This is a genomic window from Pseudomonas sp. NPDC098740 (assembly GCF_044760065.1).
Taxonomy (GTDB): domain Bacteria; phylum Pseudomonadota; class Gammaproteobacteria; order Pseudomonadales; family Pseudomonadaceae; genus Aquipseudomonas; species Aquipseudomonas rossensis.
The window spans coordinates 1-15,489 of record NZ_JBIWAM010000013.1; the positions used below are offsets into that span (position 1 = coordinate 1).

Sequence of the window (15,489 nt, forward strand, 5' to 3'; positions counted from 1 at the left end):
GCTTTTTCATGGACTCGCCCTCGCTGTCGTTGGCTGATTAGACTGCCACCGTGGCGCATTGACGCCTCGGCTTGGGCGAGTCCATCCAATTACAAAGTCGAGGCGGATCAGCTTTCCAGCCAGACGTCCCGCGCCCAGTGCCACACCGATTCCCAGGTTTCTTCGGCGATCAGCTCTTCTTCGGCCAACCATAGCACCACGGTGCCGTCTTCTTCGACCAGGTAGTAGTTGTCACCGTCCTGGCAGATCGGAATCATGCTGCGATCAACACCTGCATCCCAGGCGTTGGCGGCAACGTCCGGCAGGTAGGTGTGGGATTGCGGGTCGGTAACGGTCACCGGCTCCAGGCTGCCGTAGACGACGTCGCTGACGGTCAGCAAAAATTCTCTGAAGACAAATGGAATGTCGATGAACAGCTGTTCTTCGATTTCCACCAGTTGATCTTCGTCGGGTAACTCCAAGGGGACCGGTACCGGTTCGTTGGCTTCACGCAGTTGTTCGATGATTTCTTCCACGTCCGGGATCCTCTTGCTTGATGGCGCGGTTTAGTTGGGGCGGGTTATACAGTAGCTCGCTATAGATGCAACCGCGAAATAGAAAACCCCGGCCGAGGCCGGGGTTTTTATTACAGCATGCTTAACGCAGGAGGGATCAGCCGTTCTGGCGGATACCGGCGACCAGCCAAGGCTGGTTCTCGCCCTGCGGACGTTCCATGTTCCAGCTTTCGCTGAACACTTCGCCCTGGTCGAAACGCGAGGTCTTCGACACACCGGTGAAGGTCAGGGTGGCGATGGTCTTGTCGGCACGGTCATCTACGCCGTCCAGTTGAACATTGAGGTTATCAATGTAGGTGGACTGGAAACCTTCGCCCAGGTCGGCACGTTCGCGCTTGAGGAACTCCAGCAGTTGCGGGGTCACGAACTCGGCGATCTTGTCCATTTCGTTGGCGTCCCAGTGCTGCTGCAGGGACTGGAAGTGGTTGCGGGCCGCTTCAATGAAGTTATTTTCATTGAACCAGGCCGGAGCATTGATTACCGGACGAGCGGCAGCCGGTGCTGCCGAGCCGCCGAAGATCGAACCCATGGCCGCTGGCTTCTGCTCGAACACTTCACGCTGCATCGGTGCGCCAGCTGGAGCCATGTGCTCCTGCTGCTTGCGACGACGAGCGGCGATGAAGCGGAAGACCAGAAAGGCGATGACGGCCATGATCAGGATGTCGAAGATCTGCATGCCCTGGAAGCCGCCGCCCATGAACATGGAGGCCAACAGGCCACCGGCCGCGATGCCGGCCAGAGGGCCGAGCCAGCGCGAAGCGCCGCCGGCCTTGGCGGCAGCGCCAGCGGCACCGGCCGCGCCCGCAGTGGCGGCAGCACCGCCCGCGGCAGAAGAAGGAGCCATTTGGCTGGTCTGGTGAGTCGGCGCAGCGCCGGAGCTCTTGCCGCCACCAAAGCGCTTGGCGGCATTGGCGTCGAGGCTCATCGTCAGGCCAATGCACAACGCCATGGCGATGCTAAGAAAACGTTTCATAAAGGGAATTCCCATTTGTGGAAGGCACGCGCGCCATGTTGCACAGCTGAAGTGTCACTGGCTAGCGGCAGAGTGTTTCGGGCTTTTGCCTGACAGGTTGCGTTCAGCTTCAGTCAGCGCAATAAGGCCTGTTAACTTTGGTCCGTAGGACGAGCGGATAAGTTCTGTAGGAAAGGCGATCAGTGCCACTGCGCGATCAAACTGTGGGAGCGAGCCTGCTCGCGATAGTCGCACCGCGGAACAGCAGAAACACCGCGTCATCGTTCATCGCGAGCAGGCTCGCTCCCACAGAAATGCTCCCTGACGGTCGCCTTTAGATCGCTTCCAGCTTTGCGTAACCCAGCATCAGCCACTTGCTGCCTTCGCTGAAGTTCACCTGCACCCGCGCCTGAGCCCCGGCACCTTCGAAGTTCAGGATCACACCGTCGCCAAACACCGAATGCCGTACGGCCTGGCCGAGGCTGAACCCGGTATCCGGGATCTCGCTACCGCCAAACAGGCTGCTGGAGCTCTGCTGCTGGCCACCACCGAACGGACGGCTGACGCTGTTGGACAGCCGCACTTCCTGGATCAGGCCTTTCGGCACTTCACGTACGAAACGCGACACCTTGTTGTAAGTCTCGCTGCCGTACAGGCGTCGGGTTTCAGCATAGGTCATCACCAGGTTCTGCATGGCCCGGGTGATTCCGACGTAGGCCAAACGGCGCTCCTCTTCAAGACGACCCGGTTCTTCAAGGCTCATCTTGTGCGGGAACAGGCCTTCTTCCATGCCCACCAGGAACACGTAAGGGAATTCCAGACCCTTGGCGCTGTGCAAAGTCATCAACTGAATGCTGTCTTCGTGCTCGTCGGCCTGAGTATCTCCGGCCTCCAGTGACGCGTGACCGAGGAACGCCGCCAATGGCGTCAGGTCTTCGTCTTCTTCAGCGTTTTCGAAGTTGCGCGCGGCGCTGACCAGTTCCTCAAGGTTTTCTACCCGAGCCTGGCCTTTCTCGCCTTTTTCCGCTTCGTGATAGGCGATCAGACCGGACTGCTCGATGACGGTCTGGGTCATCAGATGCAGCGGCATTTCCATGCACTTGGCGGCGAGGTTCTCGATCAACTCGATAAACGCCCCAAGAGCACCGGCAGCACGGCCGGTCAAGCCTTTGTTAGCCACCAGCAGACGCATGGCTTCCCACATCGACACATCGCTGTGACGGGCATGGTCGCGGATCGCTTCAACGGTTTTCTCTCCGATACCACGGGCCGGAACGTTGATCACCCGCTCCAGCGCTGCATCGTTGCCGCGACCTTCCAGCAAACGCAGGTAGGCCATGGCGTTTTTGATTTCTGCCCGTTCGAAGAAGCGCTGACCGCCATAGATGCGGTACGGAATGCGCTCACGCAACAAGGCTTCTTCCAAAACGCGCGATTGGGCGTTGGAGCGGTACAAAATCGCGATATCGCTGCGGGCCAAGCCGGTTTTTAGCGCACTTTCGATGGTTTCCACCACGTAGCGTGCTTCATCGTGTTCGTTGAACGCGGCGTACAGGTTGATCGCTTCGCCTTCGCCGCCATCGGTCCACAGCTCTTTGCCCATGCGTCCCGTGTTGTTGGCGATCAGGGCGTTGGCTGCTTTAAGGATGCCGGCGGTGGAGCGGTAGTTCTGCTCCAGACGAATGGTTTCAGCATCCGGAAAATCGTCGGAATACTGATAAATGTTCTCGATTTTCGCGCCGCGCCAGCCGTAGATCGACTGATCGTCGTCGCCGACTACCATCAGGCTGTCGCCGCCCTTGGCCAGCAGTCGCAACCAGGCGTACTGCACGGCGTTGGTGTCCTGGAACTCGTCCACCAGAATGTGCCGGAAGCGCTTCTGGTAGTGCGCCAGCAGGCCCGGATGATCGCGCCACAGATCGAGGGCACGCAGCAGTAATTCGGAGAAGTCGATCACGCCAGCACGCAGGCACGCAGCCTCGTAGGCTTCATAAATACTGCGCATGGTCGCCAGGAACAGATCGCCGCTGGCTTGAATGTGTTGCGGACGCAGACCTTCGTCTTTCTGCCCGTTGATGAACCACTGGGCCTGACGGGCCGGCCAGCGTTGCTCGTCCAGGCCCAGCTCGCGGATCACCCGCTTGACCAGCCGTTGCTGGTCGTCGCTGTCGAGAATCTGGAAAGTCTGGCTCAGGCCGGCTTCCTGCCAGTGCGCCCGCAACAAGCGGTGCGCCAGGCCGTGGAAGGTGCCGACCCACATGCCGGCCGGGTTGATACCCATCAACTGCTCGATGCGATGACGCATCTCGGCAGCGGCCTTATTGGTGAAGGTCACCGACAGGATTGAGTGGGGCGAGGCGTTTTCGACCTGGATCAACCAGGCGATACGGTGCACCAGCACTCGGGTTTTACCGGAACCAGCACCGGCCAGGACCAACTGACGACCCACGGAGGCAGCTACGGCCTGGCGTTGGGCATCGTTGAGGGAGTTCAGCAGAAGGGAGAGATCATCGCGCATCGGGGCATTCTAGGGTGCGCCGTCACACCGGGCAAACCGAGCTTTGCATTAGCCGATGAAAGAAGCACGGATGACGACCGGTCGGTCACTGGCTACAGGCGTTGGCGGGGCTCGCTTCGAGGCTTTTCAGCGGGTATGGGGGGTTGCAGTTTTTGTCGATTTTATGATCTGGAGCAGTTTGGTCCGGGCATTTGCTTGTGTATGCTCCGTCGACGTTTCGGGCTCATGCTCACCATTATAAGAACAAGAACATTGCCTATGACCCTCAGCACCGACCTGTCGGGCCCCGTTGTGGAGCCCCGGGTTATCCGCAAACAGTACGCCATGGAAATGGCGGTCGAACGCACGCGTCTGCTTTATCAGGGCTCGTTGCTGCCCACGTTATTCATGTTGATCAACGGTCTGGTCTGCGCTGGCTTGCTTTGGAGTCCGCAGCGTTACTTCCTGGTCAGCGTCTGGCTGGTGTGGCTGTTGTCGCTGGTGGCGTTGCGGGTGATTCAAGTCGCGGCCTTCGATTCGGCGATACCCAATCGTCAGGCCCATCCGATCTGGCGCCGCATGTTTTTGCTGGGTTCGGCCATGACCGGCCTGACCCTGGCCGGCGCCGGCATTGCGCTGGTACCCGCCGATAACTTCATTCAACAAGCCTGGGTGTTCGGTCTGATCGGCGCCGCCGCCCTTTCGGCCAGCGTTGCCTACGCGGTCAGCCTGCCGGCGTTCCTGTCCTTTACCTTGCCCTGTCTGTTGCCGGCCATCGGCTATCTGTTCTGGGGCGGCGATGAACAGAGTCAGGGCTGGGGCTGGTTTGGTCTGATTTTACTGGGCGCGTTGAGTGTGGTCGCCTGGCAGGTCAATCGGCTCATCGATAGCGGACTGTTGCGACGCTTCCAGAATCAGGCGCTGATCGAGCACTTGCAGCAGGCGCAAAGCTGCAGCGACCAGCTCAATCAAAAGCTGGCCAAGGAAATCGACCAGCGCCGACGTGCCGAAGACGAGCTACGTCAAATTCAGATCGAGCTGGAAAGCCGTGTTGCCCAGCGCAGCCTGGAGCTGGACGTTGCCAATCAGGCCCTGAGCAAGAGTGAAGCGCGTCTGGCGCTGGCGTTGAAGGCCAGTGAGCTCGGGTTGTGGGACTGGAACCTGCAAACCGATGAAGTCCATCACACCCAGCTTCAAGAGCTGTTCGGCCTGGAGCCGGAATTCGTGACGGCGATGCTTCGCCACCTCAAGCCGCGCCTGCACCCCGATGACTTGCCATCGCTCAAGCGCGCGCTGGTCGAGCATTTGAAGGGCCGCAGCGAGGACTACCAGATTGAGTACCGCGTGCGCCACGGCGATGGCCATTGGGTCTGGATCGAGGACCGAGGTCGAGCGGTTGAGCGCGGCGAAAATGGACGGGTGATCCGCATGGTCGGCACCCGTCGCGACATCAGCGTCAGCAAAGCTCTGGAGGAGCAACGGCAACTGGCCGCGACGGTATTCGAAGCCGCCAGCGAAGGCATCGTGATTTTCGATCCGAATTACGCGTTGATCGCGGTCAATCAGGCCTTCAGCCGAGTCACTGGCTATGACATTGAAGACATGATCGGACGCAACGTGGTCGAGTTGCCGTGCAGCCGCGATGCCCGCCGGCACTACGCTGCGATTCATCAGGCGCTGGAGCAGCACGGCAGCTGGCAGGGCGAGCTGGTAGAAACCCGCAAGAATGGCGAGTTGTATCCGCAATGGTTGCAACTGAACGCTGTGCGCGATACTCGAGGAAATGTAAGCCATATCGTGGGCTTCTTCGCCGACCTATCGGCTCGGCGCGAATCTGAAGAGCGCATGCGTTACCTGACGCATTACGACGAATTGACGGGTCTGGCTAACCGTTCACTATTCCGAGAACGGCTAAGCGAGGCTCATCAGCGGGTGCGCCAGGGCGGCTACCGCAGTCTGGCGTTGCTGCACATCAATCTGGATCGTTTCAAACTGCTCAATGACAGCCTTGGCCATGAAATCGCCGACCAGCTCTTGCAGAAGATGGCCCGGCGTCTGGTCAATGCGTTGCCTGAAGCAGACACCATCGCTCGCTTATCCGGCGATGAGTTTGCCGTGTTGTTCAATGCCTACGGCAACCTGTCGAGCCTGGCGCGAGTGGCGACCCGACTGTCAACCAAGCTGCGCTTGCCTATCACTGTCGATGGCCATGAACTGGTGGTTAGCGCGTCCATGGGCATCAGTATGTTGCCGGACAACGCGCGAGAAATTTCCGCGCTGGTCCAGCAGTCAAATATGGCCATGCAGCACGCCAAGCACTTGGGCGGAAATAACTTCCAGTTCTACACCGACAGCCTGCAAGCCAGCACGCTGGAGCGCTTGCAGCTGGAAAATCAGCTGCGTAAGGCCATCGAAGAGAAGCAGATGAAGGTGTTTTACCAACCGAAGCTGTGCCTCGCCACGGGTCGGTTGAATGCCGCCGAGGCGCTGGTGCGCTGGGATCACCCGACCATGGGCCGTGTACCGCCGGGTGACTTCATCGGCCTGGCCGAGGAAACCGGATTGATCGGCCCGATCGGCGAGTTCGTGCTGCGTCAGGCCTGCTGGCAAGCCTGTGAGTGGCAGCGTCAGGGGCTTGCGCCAATTCGGGTGTCGGTCAATCTGTCGGTGCATCAATTGCGTCAGGGCAAACTGGTCAGCCTGGTGCGTCAGGTGCTGGAGGAAACCGGTCTGGCGCCGCACTACCTCGAGCTGGAACTCACCGAAAGTCAGTTGCTGGACAGCGTCGAGCACATCATCGCGACCTTCCAGCAATTGCGTGATTTGGGGGTTAAGTTGGCGATTGATGACTTCGGCACCGGGTATTCGTCCCTGAGCTACCTCAAACGCATCCCTGTGGATTACGTGAAGATCGATCAGGCATTTATCCGCGGTCTGGGGGAGGGTAGCGAGGATGCGGCGATCACCCGGGCAATCATTGCCATGGCGCATGGCTTGTCGCTCAAAGTGGTGGCCGAGGGTGTGGAGCGGGCAGAGCAGTTGGAGTTTTTGAAAGCCGAGCACTGCGATGAAGTGCAGGGCTATTTGATTAGCCGCCCGGTCGAGGCCGACGGCCTGGCGGCGCTGTTGCGTGCGGACGCGAAACCCTTGTAGGGGCTACATGGAGCGCATGTGGCGTGAAATGGGGACATCGAGTTACGCATTGAGCAGGCAAAAAGCCGATTCATGTAGTATAACTACAAGCGTGCTACATCCCCGGCACCTGCCAATAACAAAGAGTCCAGCCCTTTGAATCTGCTGCAACACATCGCCCAGTCACGCCACCTCTTACGCAAGTCGGAGCTCAAGGTCGCCGACCACGTGCTGCTTGATCCTGCGGCGGTGATGCACAGCTCCATGGCCGACCTGGCCCACAACGTGGGCATCAGCGAACCGACCATCGTGCGGTTCTGTCGCGCCATCGGTTGCTCCGGTTTCCAGGACTTGAAGCTGAAACTGGCACAGAGCCTGGCTGCTGGCGCGAGCTTTGGGCAGTTTGCGATTCATGAAGACGATTCGGTCGCTGACTACAGCCTGAAAATCTTCGACACCACCCTGCACACGCTGATGGAGGTTCGCGAGAAGCTTGATCCGGTGGAGTTGCAGCGTGCTGTGTCGCTCATGTCGCAGGCCCAGCGGGTCGAGTTCTATGGCTTTGGTGCTTCGGGCGCAGTGGCGGCCGATGCCCAGCACAAGTTCTTCCGTTTGTTGCTGACGGCGGCGGCGTATTCCGACCCGCACATGCAGGCGATGTCGGCGGTCACGTTGAAACCGACCGACGTGGCGATCTGTATTTCCCAGTCCGGGCGCTCCAAAGATTTGTTGATCACTGCCAACCTGGTGCGCGAGAGCGGCGCTTCGCTGATTACCTTGTGCCCAAGCCAGACACCGTTGGCCGAACTGTCGACGGTCAACCTGGCGATCGATGTGCACGAAGACACTGAGATCTATACGCCGCTGACCTCGCGCATCGCCCACCTGGTGGTGATCGACGTGTTGGCGATGGGCGTGGCCATGGCGCGCGGGCCGAGCCTGGTCAACCACCTCAAGAGCGTCAAGCGCAGCCTGCGCAGCTTGCGGCTGTCGCCTAAATCGGTAAAAGCGCTGGACGATTAAAGTCAAAAGATCGTCCGAACGCGGCCCGAACCTTCGGCAACTCCTACATGGGAATGTGTACATCTGTAGGAGCTGCCGAAGGCTGCGATCTTTGCTTTTTGGGTTCACATGACTCGGCAAGGTTCATCTCCCTGTAACCCGTCCGCCGCCAAACCGTCATCCCTCGCGCCTATCTTGAAACTCCCGTAATCGCCTTGGGAGACTCGAAATGGCCCAGCCCTACGAAGAACGCAACAGCGCCGCCAGAACCCGTCGTCAGCAGGAAGACCAGCGCCGCATGGAATTTCGCCGCGCTATCGAAGATCGCTGCGAACGTCGCCAACTGCTGGCCGAGATCGGTGAATTCCCTGAGCTGGAGCTCAATTACTGGCAGGCGGCACCGGCAACTTCCCGTCGAAACGCTCAACCAGCGCGCTGATCTGCACCCGCTCACTGCGAATAAACGCAAGGAATGCGTGCGCCACCGGTGACAGCCGTTTTGCCTTGGCTTGTACCAGGCACCAGCTGCGGTACAGCGGCAGCTCTTCGACCGGCAGCTCTATGAGTGCGCCGGTCGCCAATTCAAGGTTCAGGGCGTGGCGCGTCAACAGCGCCAGGCCCAGACCCGCCCGTACGCATTCACGCTGGGCTTCGGCCGACGCCACCTCTTGGGTCTGCGTGAAGTGCACGCGCTTCTCCTTGAAATACTCCTCGCAAGCCAGTCGCGTACCGGAGCCCGGTTCGCGCAACAGCAGCGTATAAGGCTCCAGATCCTGCAAGCGCAGCGGTCCCATGTGGGACAGCGGATGATCCGGCGGCGCCACGGCCACGATTGGATTGTTGAGAAACGGCAGAAACTCCAGCCCCATGTCTTGCGGCACCATCGACATGATCACCAAATCATCGCGGTTGTCCGACAGGCGTCGAATCACTTGTCCGCGGTTAACCACCGTCAGGTGCAGGTTCACTTCCGGATGCTGGTGCTTGAACGCGGCAAACAGATGCGGCACGAAATACTTGGCGCTGGATTCCACCGCCAGTTTCAGCTGTCCTTGCAGCGATCCCTGCATGTCTGAAAGCTGCATGTCGAGGTTTTCCAGGCGTCCGAAAATGTCCCGGCTGGCGCGCTGAAGGGCCTCGGCTGCCTCGGTCATGTAGAGCTTTTTGCCGACGTAATCGAACAAAGGCTGACCAATCAGCTCTTCAAGTTGACGAATCTGTAGGCTCACGGCAGGTTGTGTGAGAGACATTTCGTCGGCTGCGCGGCTATAGGACCTCAAATCACAGACTTCATTGAAGATCTGTAATTGACGCAAAGTCATACGCATCAAGGACTTACGCATTTTATAGACACTCTCACCGCAGGCTGATGCGTCAACTATAAGTCTTTACTTATGGCTGACCCAATTATTAATCATTTTTGTTAATCCCTTGTGGGGGCTAGTGTGGAGCTGCGACTGAATCGAAACATTTGGTCACGCGTCGACCTGGTCTAGCAGGTCGTGGGTACCACCGGCTCAAGGGAACCTCCAAGTGATAAAAAAGATCCTGATCGCCAACCGTGGTGAGATTGCCGTACGAATCGTACGTGCCTGCGCCGAGATGGGCATTCGCTCGGTCGCGATCTATTCCGACGCCGACCGCCATGCGCTGCATGTGAAGCGTGCGGACGAGGCCCACAGCATCGGTGCCGAGCCACTGGCCGGTTACCTGAATGCGCGCAAGCTGGTGAATCTGGCGGTAGAAACCGGTTGTGATGCGTTGCATCCCGGCTACGGTTTCCTCTCGGAAAACGCTGAACTGGCAGATATCTGCGCCGAGCGCGGCATTAAGTTCATCGGTCCATCGGCTGAAGTGATTCGCCGCATGGGTGACAAGACTGAAGCCCGTCGCAGCATGATCAAGGCTGGCGTACCCGTCACCCCGGGTACCGAAGGCAACGTCGCGGATATCGCGGAAGCCTTGATCGAAGGCGACCGCATCGGTTATCCGGTGATGCTCAAGGCGACTTCCGGTGGTGGTGGTCGTGGTATCCGTCGCTGCGATAGCCGCGAAGAACTTGAACAAGCATTCCCGCGAGTCATTTCCGAAGCCACCAAGGCTTTCGGTTCGGCGGAAGTATTCCTCGAAAAATGCATCGTCAATCCGAAACACATCGAAGCGCAGATCCTCGGCGACAGTTTTGGCAACGTGGTGCACCTGTTCGAGCGTGATTGCTCGATCCAGCGTCGCAACCAGAAGCTCATCGAGATCGCCCCGAGCCCGCAACTGACCCCTGAACAGCGCGCCTACATCGGCGACCTGTCGGTGCGTGCGGCCAAGGCCGTGGGTTACGAGAACGCCGGCACCGTGGAGTTCCTGCTCGCCGAGGGCGAGGTGTACTTCATGGAGATGAATACCAGGGTGCAGGTGGAACACACCATCACCGAAGAAATTACCGGCATCGATATCGTGCGCGAGCAGATTCGCATCGCGTCCGGCCTGCCGCTTTCGGTGAAACAGGAAGACATTCAGCACCGCGGTTTCGCGCTGCAATTCCGGATCAACGCCGAAGACCCGAAAAACAACTTCCTGCCGAGCTTTGGCAAGATCACCCGTTACTACGCGCCCGGCGGCCCCGGCGTGCGCACCGACACGGCGATCTACACCGGCTACACCATTCCGCCGTACTACGACTCCATGTGCCTGAAACTGGTCGTATGGGCGTTGACCTGGGAAGAGGCGATGGACCGTGGCTTGCGCGCCCTCGACGACATGCGTCTGCAAGGGGTCAAGACCACCGCCGCGTACTACCAGGAAATCCTGCGTAACCCGGAATTCCGGAGTGGCCAGTTCAACACCAGCTTCGTTGAAAGCCACCCTGAACTGACCAACTACTCGATCAAGCGCAAACCCGAAGAGCTGGCCCTGGCCATCGCCGCCGCCATCGCCGCCCACGCAGGCCTGTGAGGAATAGAACAATGAGCAAGCCCCCTGTTTCTAAAAAGATAAACGTTACCGACACAATCCTGCGCGACGCCCATCAATCGCTGCTCGCGACCCGCATGCGCACCGAAGACATGCTGCCGATCTGCGACAAGCTCGACAAAGTCGGCTACTGGTCGCTGGAATGCTGGGGCGGCGCGACCTTCGACGCCTGCGTACGCTTCCTGAAAGAAGACCCGTGGGAGCGCCTGCGCCAACTGCGCGCGGCATTGCCTAACACGCGTCTGCAAATGCTCCTGCGTGGCCAGAACCTGCTGGGCTATCGCCACTACAGCGATGACGTGGTCAGAGCTTTCGTCGCCAAAGCTGCGGTCAACGGTATCGACGTGTTCCGCATCTTCGACGCCATGAACGACGTACGTAACCTGCGAGTCGCCATCGAAGCGGTGAAAGCGGCTGGCAAACACGCTCAAGGCACCATCGCTTACACCACCAGCCCGGTGCACACCATCGAGGCGTTCGTGGCGCAAGCCAAGCAAATGGAAGCCATGGGTTGCGACTCGGTGGCGATCAAGGACATGGCTGGCCTGCTGACTCCGTACGCCACCGGCGAACTGGTCAAAGCGTTGAAATCCGAGCAATCGCTGCCCGTGTTCATTCACTCGCACGATACCGCTGGCATGGCAACGATGTGCCAACTGAAGGCCATCGAGAACGGCGCCGATCACATCGACACCGCGATCTCCAGCTTTGCCTCGGGCACCAGCCATCCGGGCACCGAATCGATGGTCGCCGCCCTTAAAGGCAGCGAGTACGACACCGGCCTGAACCTGGAACTGCTGCAAGAGATTGGCTTGTACTTCTACGCTGTGCGCAAGAAGTACCACCAGTTCGAAAGCGAATTCACCGCCGTCGACACCCGTGTGCAAGTCAACCAAGTGCCGGGCGGGATGATTTCCAACTTGGCCAACCAATTGAAAGAGCAGGGCGCTCTGAACCGCATGGCCGAAGTGCTGGCCGAAATCCCGCGCGTTCGTGAAGACCTCGGCTTCCCTCCGCTGGTGACCCCGACCTCGCAGATCGTCGGCACCCAGGCGTTCTTCAACGTGCTGGCCGGCGAGCGCTACAAGACCATCACCAACGAAGTGAAGCTTTACCTGCAAGGCGGATATGGCAAGGCGCCGGGCACCGTGAACGAAAAACTGCGTCGCCAGGCCATCGGCAGCGAAGAAGTGATCGACGTGCGTCCGGCCGACCTGCTCAAGCCGGAAATGATCAAGCTGCGTGGCGAAATCGGCACGGTGGCCAAGTCTGAAGAAGACGTGCTGACCTACGCTATGTTCCCGGACATCGGTCGCAAGTTCCTCGAAGAACGCGCCGCCGGCACCCTGACCCCTGAAGTGCTGCTGCCGATTCCTGAAGCAGGCGGCGTGACCTCGGCCGGTGGCGAAGGCGTGCCGACCGAGTTCGTCATCGACGTCCACGGCGAAACCTACCGCGTCGACATCACCGGTGTCGGCGTCAAGGCTGAAGGCAAGCGCCACTTCTACCTGTCTATCGACGGCATGCCGGAAGAAGTGGTGTTCGAACCGCTCAACGAATTCGTCAGCGGCGGCAGCAGCAAGCGCAAGCAAGCCACTGCACCGGGCCACGTCAGCACCACCATGCCGGGCAACATCGTCGACGTACTGGTCAAGGAAGGCGACACCGTGAAAGCCGGCCAGGCCGTGCTGATCACCGAAGCGATGAAGATGGAAACCGAAGTCCAGGCGGCCATCGCCGGCAAAGTCACCGCCATCCACGTGGCCAAGGGCGACCGGGTGAACCCGGGCGAAATACTGATCGAGATCGAAGGCTGAGTTAACAGCCTCGATATACCGCTTTAAACCTCGGGGGGGCACGTGCTCCCCTTTTTTTTCGCCCCGGGTTTGTGGCTGTTAGAAACTCATTCGCCACTGACCCGTGACGCCGTGGTTTCGGCTGTCGGTGCCGATCTCGCCAGTCAGGCCGACGCCCAGGGTGTGTTTTGCTGACAATCCAAGGTCCAGCCCTGCATCGACCAGCAGACTGTCACGATCCAGCGTCGCACCGGAAACGGTGAAGTTTTTTCCGCCCGTCACCAATCGTTGGCGGGTATCGCTGTAGACGTCCCCGTAAGTGTGTTTCCAGCCGGCACTGAATCGCGGCGTCAGTTGCATGCCGTTATCCAGAGTGTTGAGCTTCGCCAGCCGCAGGCCGAATGTGCTGTTCATGTTGTTCTGGGTTTGACCGTGGACCTTCAGTGCCGCTGCGCCACCTTTTTCCGTGTAAGTGTCGCGCTGATAGCGTTGGTAGCCCAGGCTGGCAAACGGTTCGATGCTGACGTTGGCCTGGCCCAGGTTGTAACCCACTTCCGCAAAGGCCTGCTGGGTGTTGGCATCGTAACGGCCTTCAGGACGGTCGCTGAAACCTTTGAAGGCAACCCGGCGTTTAGTGCTGCCGTCGTGGTTGCTATAGGTCGCGCCCAGGCGCAGGGACATTGGTCCGTTTTGACGTAGGGCATAAGCTCCCAAATGCCAGCTGTCGAGATCGCCGTCGAGTCCGCGGCTGTCCAGGCGCGTTTCGGATTTGCCGCTCATCACCCCGATGCGCCATTCCTCATCGATGCCCCAATCAGCTCCCAGTACCAGGCCGTGGGTTGTGTGTTTCAGAGCGTCGTGGTCGCGATCCAGTGTCCCACCGTGACCCAATGCTTGAAGCCAGACTCGGCCATTGTCTTCGCTGCCGGCGGCCAGGCGTGGTCCATTGCGCCTGGTGGAATTGCTGTAGCTACTGGCGCTGTCCAGCTGACGCATGGCCGAGAGCATGGTCGCGCTGATTGGGCTGTCACTGTTCAGGGTCGCTTTCGCAAGGTTGGCGTTCTGGCCGCCGGCCAGCTGTTCGATGGCAACAGATGCCGTTTGTTTGTCAGCGCTGAGCAGGGCTGCGACAGCAGCGTTTGTGGGGCTGGATGCCTTTGGCACTATGGCGACGGAATTGGTAGCAGGGGGTGGCGTTGCGACTGTGACGGGCTGGTCGGTGGTAGGTGGCGTTGCGGCTGTGACGGGCTGGTCGGTGGTGGGTGGCGTTGCGGCTGTGACGGGCTGGTCGGTGGTGGGTGGCGTTGCGGCTGTGACGGGCTGGTCGGTGGTAGGTGGCGTTGCGACTGTGACGGGCTTGTCGGTGGTAGGTGGAGTTGCGGCTGTCGAAGGTTTTTCAGCTGTAGTTGTCGGTGTGGAGACGGGAACGGATGTTTCGGAGCTTGCAGGTGGATTCGGCGCTTCAGCGACGGAGGGTGCTTGAGGTATGTCCTTTGGCTCTTCAATGCTTTGGGCGACTTCCTTCCCGTTATCCGTGGTTGCGACACTCTCGATCGTCACATCGTTACGGACGAGGATCAGGTTGACTCTCTTTTCTTCGTAGTCGAGCTTGGGCGTTAAAAAGACAAGGTTATTGATGACTTTCCCAAATTCTCCTTCGACTTTACTGGCAGCAAGGATGTGGTTTTCGCTGATTAGCGGGTAGTCACCCGGTGCTGCAACGATGTTCAGTGTGGCGCCGCCAAGGCTGGCGGTGCCATCGACTAATATCGTTTCACTTTTGCGGTCGGCATTGACCTCGTAGGTTAGCTCGGCAGTTTTGGAGAGATTTAAGTCACCGTTAACTGTCGGTGCGCCGTGCAAACCGTCGACAGAAAGCTTTCCATTTACCTTCAGGGAACCCGTTAAACCGTTGCCCGCAAAAGCGCCTTTTTCATGGATAACGACGGCGCCTTCGATAGTTCCTGGGTTGTTCAGGATGCCTCCTGATTGCACGGTCGCTCCGCCGCCAATCTTTCCGTTGTTGACAAGCGTTCCTTGGGCCAACGCCCCACCCTGGATATGCCCATTATTGATTAGCGTTGCTTTTGAACGTATCAAGACACCGGTACTGAAATCACCGGAACCATTCATGGTCCAAGTGCTTCGTTTGAGCTCCAGGCCTTCAAAACGACGACTCTCGCCTAACGTGCCACCGCTCGCGGTATCGAGTTGCAGGAAGTTGAGACCGTCACCACCGTCGATCAATCCGGAAAGGGCTCCGCGGCCAGACACAATGACCAGATCATCTCCATTGCCGAATGTCCGATTAGTACCATCGGCTGCTTTGTTGATGGTGGTCTTGTTGGTGGCGGGATCATTTATAAATGCGTCCAGCGCCGCCATGAGCTGCTCTGGCGATTCAATCGGTGGTGCGGTGGTATCCGCGGAGATCTGCTGAGCCATCGAAAATTCAGCGCAACCCAGCGCAAGCGCAATGGCCAGCGCCAAGTGTTGTGGTCGGTATTTGTGTTGAACGGGCATCGAGTATGGCCTCTTTTGACAGGAGGCCAAACTCTAAGAGGGAGGCTATAGGTGCCGATGTCAGCT

General features: G+C 59.2%; 10 protein-coding genes. 5 read left to right on the plus strand and 5 right to left on the minus strand.

What is annotated here, in order from left to right:
• Positions 1-107: 107 nt before the first annotated feature.
• The 3 genes from ACIQU2_RS17125 to uvrD all read right to left on the minus strand — a co-directional run bounded on the left by ACIQU2_RS17125 (position 108) and on the right by uvrD (position 4,024).
• Positions 108-515 carry an SMI1/KNR4 family protein gene (locus ACIQU2_RS17125; RefSeq protein ID WP_008156656.1) on the minus strand — a complete coding sequence of 136 codons (408 nt, stop codon included), beginning with the start codon at positions 513-515 and terminating at the stop codon, positions 108-110.
• 136 nt (positions 516-651) lie between these two features.
• On the minus strand, positions 652-1,527 hold the full coding sequence (locus tag ACIQU2_RS17130) for a Tim44 domain-containing protein (protein ID WP_347803312.1): 876 nt from the start codon (positions 1,525-1,527) through the stop codon (positions 652-654).
• Between the two features lie 313 nt (positions 1,528-1,840).
• On the minus strand, positions 1,841-4,024 hold the full coding sequence (uvrD, locus tag ACIQU2_RS17135; RefSeq protein WP_010465377.1) for a DNA helicase II: 2,184 nt from the start codon (positions 4,022-4,024) through the stop codon (positions 1,841-1,843).
• A gap of 258 nt (positions 4,025-4,282) precedes the next feature.
• Between uvrD and ACIQU2_RS17140 the strand changes: the two genes are divergently transcribed.
• The 3 genes from ACIQU2_RS17140 to ACIQU2_RS17150 all read left to right on the plus strand — a co-directional run bounded on the left by ACIQU2_RS17140 (position 4,283) and on the right by ACIQU2_RS17150 (position 8,576).
• A complete protein-coding gene (locus ACIQU2_RS17140; protein ID WP_403142757.1) occupies positions 4,283-7,156 on the plus strand; it encodes an EAL domain-containing protein in 2,874 nt (957 codons plus the stop codon).
• Between the two features lie 135 nt (positions 7,157-7,291).
• Positions 7,292-8,158 (plus strand): transcriptional regulator HexR, encoded by an 867-nt coding sequence (gene hexR, locus ACIQU2_RS17145; protein ID WP_008156648.1) that lies wholly within the window; start codon positions 7,292-7,294, stop codon positions 8,156-8,158.
• Between the two features lie 208 nt (positions 8,159-8,366).
• The gene (locus ACIQU2_RS17150) at positions 8,367-8,576 is read left to right on the plus strand and encodes a PA3496 family putative envelope integrity protein (RefSeq protein WP_347804106.1); all 210 of its coding nucleotides are present in this window, start codon (positions 8,367-8,369) and stop codon (positions 8,574-8,576) included.
• Here the strand turns inward: ACIQU2_RS17150 and ACIQU2_RS17155 are convergent.
• Positions 8,518-9,480, minus strand: coding sequence for a LysR family transcriptional regulator (locus ACIQU2_RS17155; protein ID WP_347804105.1), 963 nt, complete (start codon positions 9,478-9,480; stop codon positions 8,518-8,520). The two genes, ACIQU2_RS17150 and ACIQU2_RS17155, sit on opposite strands and share 59 nt — an antisense overlap.
• Positions 9,481-9,670: 190 nt before the next feature.
• Here ACIQU2_RS17155 and ACIQU2_RS17160 point away from each other — a divergent pair, with 190 nt between their 5' ends.
• Both ACIQU2_RS17160 and oadA read left to right on the plus strand, forming a co-directional pair.
• Positions 9,671-11,086, plus strand: coding sequence for an acetyl-CoA carboxylase biotin carboxylase subunit (locus ACIQU2_RS17160; RefSeq protein ID WP_282376359.1), 1,416 nt, complete (start codon positions 9,671-9,673; stop codon positions 11,084-11,086).
• Between the two features lie 11 nt (positions 11,087-11,097).
• Positions 11,098-12,921, plus strand: a complete 1,824-nt coding sequence (gene oadA, locus ACIQU2_RS17165; protein ID WP_403142761.1) for a sodium-extruding oxaloacetate decarboxylase subunit alpha — start codon at positions 11,098-11,100, stop codon at positions 12,919-12,921.
• A gap of 78 nt (positions 12,922-12,999) precedes the next feature.
• Here oadA and ACIQU2_RS17170 read toward each other — a convergent pair whose 3' ends face one another.
• Positions 13,000-15,423 (minus strand): autotransporter domain-containing protein, encoded by a 2,424-nt coding sequence (locus ACIQU2_RS17170; RefSeq protein ID WP_403142764.1) that lies wholly within the window; start codon positions 15,421-15,423, stop codon positions 13,000-13,002.
• Between the last annotated feature and the right edge of the window lie 66 nt (positions 15,424-15,489).

Bases quoted from the DNA above. Each gene is read 5' to 3' on its own strand.
- ACIQU2_RS17140 (WP_403142757.1), top strand. From the start codon at position 4,283: ATGACCCTCAGCACCGACCTGTCGGGCCCCGTTGTGGAGCCCCGGGTT.
- oadA (WP_403142761.1), top strand. From the start codon at position 11,098: ATGAGCAAGCCCCCTGTTTCTAAAAAGATAAACGTTACCGACACAATC.
- uvrD (WP_010465377.1), bottom strand. From the start codon at position 4,024: ATGCGCGATGATCTCTCCCTTCTGCTGAACTCCCTCAACGATGCCCAA.
- ACIQU2_RS17150 (WP_347804106.1), top strand. From the start codon at position 8,367: ATGGCCCAGCCCTACGAAGAACGCAACAGCGCCGCCAGAACCCGTCGT.
- ACIQU2_RS17170 (WP_403142764.1), bottom strand. From the start codon at position 15,423: ATGCCCGTTCAACACAAATACCGACCACAACACTTGGCGCTGGCCATT.
- ACIQU2_RS17155 (WP_347804105.1), bottom strand. From the start codon at position 9,480: ATGCGTAAGTCCTTGATGCGTATGACTTTGCGTCAATTACAGATCTTC.
- ACIQU2_RS17130 (WP_347803312.1), bottom strand. From the start codon at position 1,527: ATGAAACGTTTTCTTAGCATCGCCATGGCGTTGTGCATTGGCCTGACG.